Origin of the sequence: Evansella tamaricis (assembly GCF_019042215.1) — a bacterium.
GTDB classification, from domain to species: domain Bacteria; phylum Bacillota; class Bacilli; order Bacillales; family Salisediminibacteriaceae; genus Evansella; species Evansella tamaricis.
On sequence record NZ_JAHQCS010000154.1, the window covers coordinates 112,953 to 122,749 of the forward strand.

A 9,797-nucleotide genomic window follows, 5' to 3' on the forward strand; every position below is an offset into this window, starting at 1 on the left:
GCCGGACCTCTCATCTTTCAGAACATTCCTTGTTCTGCTGGATTTGGCACCTGTTGAATAAAAATTCAATGGTTGCCGAGGCGTCAAAGGGCCAGATCCCTCAACCTCTCTTGATAAGAGTCCTTCATATATTTCGTTATTGGTGATTATATAGCTAAATTTTTCCTCCGTCAATAGAAAATTTTAGATAATTCTTAAAAATCAAGTTAATTCCCACGCACACTTCATAGCCATCTTATTCATCGTGAATTATTTTTATTCTTCCATGCCAGTACTGAAATCCCACTTTCTTCAGAATCTGCAGCAACTGTTTTCTCATAATTCCAACGATAATGGCCAGCAATTGGAGTTGTGAAAGAAGTTAGTTTTATTTCTGATGCATGTGGCCAGGTGTTGTGTATGACATAGGGTATCCCGTCTTTTCCACGTCGATCGGATAATATCCCAACGTGATGATATCCATCCAAAAAAAGAACGATGTCCCCAGGCTGCCATTCTTGTAAATTCTCCACATCACCTGGAATAACTTCCGTTGTTAACGATTCTAAATGCCTCTCAAAAAAAACATACTGATTTGGGACCCGACGAAAATCTATATTTGGATCTGGATTTCCTTCCACTCGTGGATATAGATCCGTATGAGCTTTAATATCGTCATCCATCAGATCCTTTAAAGAGACATCGATGGACAACAACGCCCTCCAGATCACATCTGTACAAACCCCTTCTTCATCAGGGGGATAACCCCCAGCGTAGTAGGCACTTCGATAAGTTGTCCGCTGTTCCACTTCTTTCCTTGCTTCCTCCACCAAATCGATGGGATCTGGCTTTCCACTGTTGTTGGAATCAATGGTTGCATACAATTCCGGTATTTCGATAGTTTGGGTAAATGGATTCTCTACCTCCAATCCCATGAAATCTATTAGGATACCATTTTTATAAAATGGAATGAATAGAATCAATCCAAGGAGAAAAACAGGGAGAATTATTTGTATAAGTTTCCGCTTCATCATACACCTCGTTAGAATATAAGTTATCTTATATATTCTGACGAATCCACTTTATCAAGAGTTGCATCTTAATTCAAATATTCTTTAAAATAATCTACCGGTACAGCAAGACCCACTCGTCTTTTTTCACCATCAATTTCCATTCGATTAGTGGCAAACACGACTGCAATTACTTTTCCAGCCTCATTAATAACTGGACTGCCACTATTCCCCCGATAAATGGGGGCATCGAGCATTAGAAAAGGTACATCTCTGTCTTCCGTCATTCCAATCACGTTCCCTTTATTGGCAATGAAATTAAAGAATAGCGGATTTCCTATGACGAAGACTGGCATACCAGTCTCCCACGAATTATCAAAATCCAAAGTGGGATGATCAGGGGATTCCCCTTCTATTTGAAGGATAGCGATATCTATCTCCTCATTGCTTTCTACCATTTTTGCCCTGTAAGCATCTCCTTCTTGAAACGATACCATGATAGATGGTTCATTCTCGATAACATGATGGTTTGTTATAATTAACCCGTCTTGTGAGATATAAAATCCTGTTCCTTTACTTCCTCCAGCTCTCACCACTACAATGGATTCCTTATATAACTGAACATCTTCATCTTGAGAAAGTTCTCTGGATATTTGCAAAAACTCAATGGAATCAAAGTTGAAAATTCTTGGCCACATTTGCAGGACATTTGTCAATAAAGCAACTGTTACAACTGTAGCGATAATGACGCGTAGCCATTTTCTGCTCTTCTTAGGTGGAGTTGCCTCCTCTTCCTCTTCCGGATTAAAAAACTCCTCCCTTGTATAGTAGTTTTCCCCGTCAAAATAGAGTTCTTCTTGGCTCAACTTTTGCTTGTCCTCTTGTATTTGTTCTATTTGATCCGATTCATTTTGAGTTGTATCATTATCCTTGTTTTCCTTATTTTTAATAGGGATCCCCTCCTGACAGTACAACTTAACTGTCTCCATTTTATCAATTCTTGTGTAATATTCCCATTTAAAAATGCCACCTAGCAGGGGGATCAAGGTGGCATAATATTAATTTTCAGGGGACTTATGATGATCTGCTCTGCCGTTCGTATCCTTTAGATTCACCATATCCACTTCCTCCGCAAATTCTGTCACAAACTGGAGCCGCGGGTGAATCACAAACTTCCCATTTTTTTGATTGTGTAATACATGACTATACATAAAACTGTGAAAATAAACTTCTCCCAATGTCACTAAGATAGCCATCAGAAACGCAGAGATTCCTAGTGCTGTGGCCTGCTCAATGAAAATCACTCCAAAGATGATCATTCCAAAATAAGATAAACCAAAATCACTAAACAATGCAGCCGTGTTTCCCATCTTAGGTAGGAGCACCAAGTCTCCCATAAGATATGCAGTGATTGTTAATAGCAACGAAATCATGAAAATATCTCCAAGTGTGACTTGATAGATACCCCCTAATATAATCAGACCAACCGTGAAAAATATGACAAACTTTATGGATAGAGCTTTTAAATGTGTCATTTTTTCCCTCCTTATCCAATACTTTCACCTAAAATAAACTGGCTTATGCAATTGGATAATAACTAATTTGGGATTTTTCTAGACACAAAGAGGTTCGGTCTTCTTGCAGTATTCTGTTGTTTTACCCATTAACCATATGTAAGAAAAGCGTTGGAGCTAGTCAGAAAAAGAAATCTGTTACTCCCTCATCTGAAGGAAAAGGCTGGGACAAAAGTGTTTAAATCAAAGAACTATCCAAACAATCATTAGTCACGGAAATGAAATTCCCTATCGTTGTGTATTGTTCGGATTTTCATTTAAACACTTGAGTTATGTCCCAGCCTCTTCAGTAGTAGGCCTTCAATGTTTACTTCTTATAAGTCATCTTGGTGTTCCCTGTCTTTTTTCCATTTCCCCCATTTTTTCTTCTTATCCCATTTCGGAATAAAATCATTCTCTTCTAACTTTTTATAGCGTCCTTCCATGTGTGAAATAATTTTTTTCCCTTTTTCTTCTGTAAATACTCCGTATTCGACGTACTTGTTAATGATTTCCACTTTCTGTTCTAGTGCTTTCTGATGAAGTTTAGCCATTTCATCCCTTTGCTCAACGCTCAGCTTAACATCTTTAGTTGCTCCTTCATGCTCAGCCTTTACTCCCTGACCAGTTACACCTAACATACCGACTGATAAGATGAGAGCTACCATAACACTTAACACAAGTTTACCCATTCTAATCACTCCTTTTGAAAAACTAATGATTAGGATGGGCAATTTTTCTATTTTTATCCATATACTTTGTGAACGTCCTATTTAAACCAGCCTTTTTCCTTAAATTTAGTAATTGCCTCAATTCGATTCCCTACTTCTAATTTTTCCAAAATGGAAGATATGTAGTTACGAACGGTTCCATTCGTAAGGTAGAGAGTGTCAGCGATATCCTTTGTACTTTTCCCATCTGCCATTAGACGTAATACTTCGTTTTCCCGTTCTGTTAACGGATTCTCCTGTATGTTATATACTTCATCCACTAATTCAGGAGCATAGATCCTCCTACCAACCATGACATTTCGAATAGCACTCGATAACTCTTCACTTGGACTGTCTTTCAGCATATAACCATTTACCCCTGCTTTTACCGCCCTTTGAAAATAACCTGTCCTTGCAAAGGTAGTCAGGATAATAACTTTGCAATCTTGATCCTTTAGTTTTTCCGCTGCATCTAGACCACTCATCCCTGGCATCTCAATATCCATGATACAAATATCTGGGCTATATTGTTCTACTAGCTTAACCGCTTCTTCTCCATTATTTGCACTTCCAACGACCTCCATGTCATCTTCAAGGTCTAAAAGGGCTGCGAGCGCTCCCAAGAGCATCTTCTGGTCCTCTGCAATAACAATTCGAATCACATCTCCACCTCCCCATTAACCGGCTTAAAATGATTTGGCACAGTCATTACAAGTGTAGTCCCTTTTTCCGTACGAATTTCTAAACTACCGTTAACAAATTCCAGACGTTCTTTTATTCCTTTGATCCCACTTCCCCTTGAGCGTTTAATTGTTTCCTTTATACCAACACCATTATCTGAAATTTTTACAACCAGTTCTCTTGAAAGGGGAATGATTTCAATAGTGCATTCTGTAGCTAGACTATGTTTCACAATATTTGTAATACCTTCTTTAATACACATACTAATCACGTTCTCTGCCATCAACGAAGTATTAGGCAGGTCTGCAGATCCGATTAACTGAAATTTGATGTTTGCAACTTCTAGGATTTGTTTAATTCGATTAATTTCATCTTCTAATTTGGTTCCCCGCATCTCCATTACTAATTCTCGTACTTCCTTTAATGCGATTCGTGCCGTCTTCTGGACATCTTTAATTTCTTTCCGAGCATGTGTAGGATTTTTCGTGATTAACTTTGCAGCAAGGTCACTCTTTAATCCAATTAATGAAAGCTTTTGTCCTATCGTATCATGAAGATCCCTTGAGATTCGCTGTCTCTCCTCTAGTTTCACTAACTCAGATATTCGCTTGTTGGCATCCTCTAACTGCCCCTCTAATTTATCTGATCTATTTTTATTGTAGGTACTGACAGGAAGCAGGATAACAGCAATGATACTTAAGAAGACAAACGGGAGTTGTACAATAAACACAGTATGAGCAATAAACCCATAATAACTTGTTCCAAATGTCGTAATTAATAAGATTGTATATAGTGTAAAGAACGCTACTCTATTTTTTATATTTCCAATGAAAAATGCTAAAAAAAGGAAAAAGTAAATATATCCAAACAACATGGTCATGGCAGTGGAGATAGTGATCTGTATACTTGCACCTAAATAAACAAGCCATCCTTTAGAAGCAAAGGACAGCACATAACATATAAAGAATCCAAGAATCATCAAGATTCCAATGACCATTTGTGGTGTAGATGAATCATGGAAAATAAAGTAAAAGGGGAGGATGTAAAACACAATCCAGACGTATGGACTTAGCCCTGTTTTTTCCCGTAATTTATGTTTCCAGTTACTCAAGACTTCCTCACCCTTTTTAATAAATCTGATTTATTATTTATCTTAACACAATTAATTAACTTTTCTTAGTTGTTCATCTTCTGTTTTATAAGGAAGTTTCAAATCTGTCTGTTCTTTGACAAATTTATTCTTATAGTGTTTCAAGTCTTTAAAGCTAATAAATATTCTTTTCTCTTCATCCCATAACCTGTAATTTAATGATTTAAAACTTGTTTTGACAGTAACAGTTGTGGCTTTCTGAAGTGGTGGTGTTGCATTATGAGCCTTTTCTAAATTGTAATTAGGAACTCTCGGACTCAAGTGATGGACATGGTGAAAGCCGATATTCCCGGTAATCCACTGCAATACTTTAGGAAGTTTGTAATACGAACTGCCATCTACTGCAGCCTGCACATAACTCCATTCTTCATCATGTTCAAAATACGTATCTTCGAATTGATGCTGTACATAAAACAACCAGATTCCAAGCATCCCCGAAATGATTAAAATAGGACCTTGAATAAGAAGAAATGCCTGCCAGCCAATTAATAAACTAAGTGAAGTATAAAGGGCGATAATCCCCAGATTTGTAATGTGTGTATTCAAACGTTCCTTCCTTTTAGCGCCTTTCACATTAAAACGATACTGAATTAAGAAAACAGCGATTGGACCACACAATAACATAACGACAGGATTACGATAAACACGATAAGCTATCTTTTTCCAAATGGATGCTTCCATATACTCCTCAACTGTTAAGATCCACATGTCTCCAGTACCCCGTTTATCTAAGTTACTGCTTGTTGCATGATGAATATTATGACTGTTTTTCCACTGTTGGTATGGAACTAATGTTAAAATTCCTGTAATAGTACCTAATATATCATTGGCTTTTCGGCTTTTAAAAAAGGATTGATGGCAACAGTCGTGGAACAGAATGAATGTCCGAACTAAAAATCCTCCTGTTATTAATAAAATTGGGAAAGTCAAAAAATATGAAATGGAAAGACTGAAATATGCTCCAACCCATAACAATACTAATGGAACCAATGTATTTACTATTTGTTTTATACTAGCTTTCGTATCGGTCTTTTCAAATGGTGACATTTCCTTTTTCAATTTTGCAATATTTTCCTTACTCATTAGGTACCCCCTCATACATTTTCCGTACATTTTTTGCCATGTTCCAGTAAAATACACGCCTTTAACTTCGACAGCAGCATTTAAATTAGGAACAGGTCTTAAACCCTGTTTCTAGTATATGAAAAGTGGATACGTTATTTAAGTCATAAACGTCAACTGGAGAATATGACATATGTCATATTCATAATGAAACTTTAAAATGATTAGCAACTTCATATGAAAAGTGCAAGCGCTTATGTGTCTTCCACTACTCGTATTTCTAAGAAGCGGATCCGTCCATCGGGTAAAACGCCTCGTCCTGTGGCATACCCGATATTAGGACTCCTGTCCGTTGTGGCAACTCGAAGCTAACTCAAGGGCAGCATCGCTCATGTGCTGCCCTTGAAGTAGCTCGTAGGACAGCAAATTTGAACAAAGTAGACTAGAAGTCCCCGTTGATACCAAAGCTAATTAAATTATAAATCAAAAAATGGGTGCCACTAGGGCACCCAAAAAGCTTAAAACATTAACAGGACGATCATCCGATAATTACCCTTTCCTTTGGATAATGATAAGGATCTTTTGATATTTTCCCTCTTATAATAAATAAAAATGAGAATATCCCGATTCTTCCAACAAACATTAATAAAATGATAACCATTTTACCTGTATTACTTAATTCTGGTGTAATCCCCATAGATAGGCCTGTCGTTCCAAAAGCAGAGGCTACTTCATAGATGATGTATATCAGTGGAAAATTTTCAGAATGGCTCAAAACTATAACTGCTCCACCACACAGCATGATTGCCACTGAAATAACGACGAAAGACTTCAAAACATCCTCTGGATCCAGTTCCCGTTTAAATACTTTTACTGTTTGTCTCCCCCTGGCAAATGAAAAAATTGCCAGTAACGCAATGGCGAAGGTAGTTGTTCGTATTCCACCTCCAACACTGCTTGGGGAAGCACCGATAAACATGAGAAGACTTTGCACCATTTGAGTGGAGCCAGAAAACTGGCTCACATCCATGGTGGCAAGACCCCCATTTCTTGTAGTTACAGATTGGAACAATGCATAAAAAAGAGATTCATGCCACGTTTTTCCCAAAAAGAAATTTTCCCTGTCAAAATAATAGATTAGTATAGCTCCAATAACCAGTAATGTAAAAAAAGTACAAGTTGTTATTTTTGTAAATAATGAAAATCGAAACGTTTCCCCTATTTTATGATGTTGGATGAACTCTTTTATTTCCAATAATACTGGAAATCCAATAGCACCAAAAATAAGGAGCAAAATATTAATTGTTTGAACAAAATAATCATTAGCAAACATGACTAATGATTCGCCCGTAATATCAAAACCAGCGTTTGTCGCTGCACTCACTGATGCAAAAAATCCTTGTAAAAAGGCCTCTTGCCATGTGGGGAAGTAGTTTAAAAAATAGATTCCTAGAATAATTGCTCCTATCACTTCGATAAGGAGAAATAATTTTAAAATTTGTTTCATTAAATCTACTAACCCTGCGAATGTGTTTCTATTCTGGTCGGTCATGATTAACTGTCTTTCTCGGAATCCAATTTTCCTACCAAGCATCAACCAAATAAAGGTGCCCAACGTCATAATGCCAATTCCACCAAATTGAAGGATAAATGCTAGTATAAACACTCCAATTACACTGAATGTATCTGCTGTGGATACAACCGTTAATCCTGTTACACTCACTGCACTTACTGCTGTAAAGACTGCATCTAGTAATGTCCATTCTACACCTGGTTTACGAGCGATTGGTAAACTGATAAGTATGGTGGATACGGTCACTGCAATCATATAGAATAAAACTATTATTTGTACGGAAGTCAATTTAATGGAATTAAACCGATCAAATTTAAACATTGGAATCCCTTCCCGTATGTCTGTTCATAAAAGAACTAGTCTGTTACGTATCGTTTACATTGCCTGATCTTCAAATCGTTTGATATCCTGATTGTTACCAATTACAATCAGCAAGTCCTCCCGTTCGATTTGATAGGTTGGTTCTGGAGATATATCTATTTTCTCTCCTTTTTTCACAGCAAGGATCGTTACCCCATATTTCGCACGTATATTTAGATCAATTAACGATTTTCCCGCAAGTTTTGTTGTAGCAAATAATTCCACGATGCTGTATTCATCAGAAAGTTCAATAAAATCAATGATCTTATCGTCTGATAAATGTTGGGCAACCCTTCTTCCCATATCTTTTTCTGGATGAACAATGTGATCGGCTCCTATTTTTTCAAGTACTTTATGGTGATAATCGTTTTTTGCCTTCACCAACACATTTTTTACTCCTAATTCCTTCAATAGTAATGTTGTTAAAATGCTTGCTTGAATATTATCACCGATTGCCACCACAACGTTTTCGAAATTTCTTACTCCCAATGAACGAAGTGTTTCTTCATCCGTAGAGTTTGCCACAACAGCATGAGTTGCAAATTTTGCAAAATCGTTTACCTTGTGTTCATCTGTATCAACTGCCAATACTTCATGTCCTTGCTTAATGAGTTCCTTACATACACTTCCGCCAAAACGGCCTAACCCTATAATGACAAATTGTTTCTTAATAGCCACGAAATCCATCTCCCTTTTAAACATGAAAAAGACCACTTCAAAGAAGAGGCCAAAATAGCAGACCTTCTCCCCTTAACGCTTACGAAGTTAGCTGTCGGGTTAGGAGTTGAGAGTTACCCCTTCCTACATGGATTCACCCCAAGACGAATGTCATTTCGTCAATTTATGGTTCCTCCGCTCAAGAAAATGATTCAGCGACTTGATGGGTCATTTTAAATTTTATAATCGTAATTTACTCCTCTATCCTTCCTTTGTCAATATATCCTTTGAAAACTTAACAAATCATACATTAATTCTCTTTGCATTCGTGAGCAGTCATTTTCAACAATTGATGATGAGGGATTATATTCCAATAAAAGCGCAATCGCCTAAGATCACGAGCGTAGGGCAGTGCAGGATTGACAACAGAAGTCCGCTCTTTGACTTCGGTTGTCACTTCCGAAGTGCCCCGCAGCAGTGCTGCCTCTTCCTCTACTAGCATCGCTCTGATGTATATCAAGTCAATCGGGCAGAACGCCACGTCCTGTGGCATGCCCGATATTAGGACGTCCTGTCCGTTGAGACAAATCGACGTATTACAGAGAAGTTACGCTCTTTGCTCCTGCGGTTACTCGTCGCACAAGAGAATTCTGCGGGAACAGCGCGAGGTGAAGAACCCGCAGATGCGTTTTTATCAGGAGGTTGAGACGGGTTTCGGTCAGTAGTTGGCTCAAGTTCTTCCCCAACGAGGAGCATGATAAGGATTTCGGTCAGTAGTTGCCTCAACTTGTTCCCCAACGAGGAGCACGATAAGGATTTCGGTCAGTAGTTGCCTCAACTTGTTCCCCAACGAGGAAGCCGAGACGGGTTTCGGTCAGTAGTTGCCTCAACTTGTTCCCCAACGAGGAGCACGATAAGGATTTCGGTCAGTAGTTGCCTCAACTTGTTCCCCAACGAGGAGCACGACAAGGATTTCGGTCAGTAGTTGCCTCAACTTGTTCCCCAACGAGGAGCACGATAAGGATTTCGGTCAGTAGTTGCCTCAACTTGTTCCCCAACGAG

At 38.2% G+C, this 9,797-nt stretch carries 10 protein-coding genes and 2 riboswitches; all 10 genes read right to left on the reverse strand.

Translation table 11 applies throughout. From position 1 onward, the window contains the following. Positions 1–7: 7 nt before the first annotated feature. A riboswitch (SAM riboswitch) is annotated at positions 8–120 on the reverse strand. A 119-nt stretch (positions 121–239) separates the two neighbouring features. The 10 genes from KS419_RS19595 to KS419_RS19640 all read right to left on the reverse strand — a co-directional run bounded on the left by KS419_RS19595 (position 240) and on the right by KS419_RS19640 (position 9,288). After that, positions 240–1,010: a DUF1287 domain-containing protein gene (locus KS419_RS19595; protein WP_217068173.1), complete on the reverse strand. Its 771-nt coding sequence runs from the start codon at positions 1,008–1,010 to the stop codon at positions 240–242. Between the two features lie 68 nt (positions 1,011–1,078). Further along, positions 1,079–1,963: a S1 family peptidase gene (locus KS419_RS19600; RefSeq protein WP_217068174.1), complete on the reverse strand. Its 885-nt coding sequence runs from the start codon at positions 1,961–1,963 to the stop codon at positions 1,079–1,081. Between the two features lie 84 nt (positions 1,964–2,047). Continuing rightward, the gene (locus KS419_RS19605) at positions 2,048–2,524 is read right to left on the reverse strand and encodes a YndM family protein (protein WP_217068176.1); all 477 of its coding nucleotides are present in this window, start codon (positions 2,522–2,524) and stop codon (positions 2,048–2,050) included. Positions 2,525–2,877: 353 nt separating this feature from the next. Then, positions 2,878–3,234 carry a YckD family protein gene (locus KS419_RS19610; protein WP_217068178.1) on the reverse strand — a complete coding sequence of 119 codons (357 nt, stop codon included), beginning with the start codon at positions 3,232–3,234 and terminating at the stop codon, positions 2,878–2,880. A gap of 77 nt (positions 3,235–3,311) precedes the next feature. Further along, entirely contained in the window at positions 3,312–3,914 is a 603-nt protein-coding gene (locus KS419_RS19615; RefSeq protein ID WP_217068179.1) for a response regulator, read from the reverse strand. Further along, positions 3,911–5,044: a sensor histidine kinase gene (locus tag KS419_RS19620; RefSeq protein ID WP_246594283.1), complete on the reverse strand. Its 1,134-nt coding sequence runs from the start codon at positions 5,042–5,044 to the stop codon at positions 3,911–3,913. The genes KS419_RS19615 and KS419_RS19620 overlap by 4 nt, the downstream gene beginning before the upstream one ends. A 51-nt stretch (positions 5,045–5,095) precedes the next feature. Continuing rightward, positions 5,096–6,166: a Delta(5) desaturase DesA gene (desA, locus tag KS419_RS19625; RefSeq protein WP_217068180.1), complete on the reverse strand. Its 1,071-nt coding sequence runs from the start codon at positions 6,164–6,166 to the stop codon at positions 5,096–5,098. A gap of 517 nt (positions 6,167–6,683) precedes the next feature. Beyond that, positions 6,684–8,039, reverse strand: coding sequence for a TrkH family potassium uptake protein (locus KS419_RS19630; RefSeq protein ID WP_217068182.1), 1,356 nt, complete (start codon positions 8,037–8,039; stop codon positions 6,684–6,686). A 54-nt stretch (positions 8,040–8,093) separates the two neighbouring features. Beyond that, the gene (locus tag KS419_RS19635) at positions 8,094–8,765 is read right to left on the reverse strand and encodes a potassium channel family protein (RefSeq protein WP_217068188.1); all 672 of its coding nucleotides are present in this window, start codon (positions 8,763–8,765) and stop codon (positions 8,094–8,096) included. Between the two features lie 52 nt (positions 8,766–8,817). Next, a riboswitch (cyclic di-AMP (ydaO/yuaA leader) is annotated at positions 8,818–8,963 on the reverse strand. An 82-nt stretch (positions 8,964–9,045) separates the two neighbouring features. After that, the gene (locus KS419_RS19640; RefSeq protein WP_217068183.1) at positions 9,046–9,288 is read right to left on the reverse strand and encodes a hypothetical protein; all 243 of its coding nucleotides are present in this window, start codon (positions 9,286–9,288) and stop codon (positions 9,046–9,048) included. Between the last annotated feature and the right edge of the window lie 509 nt (positions 9,289–9,797).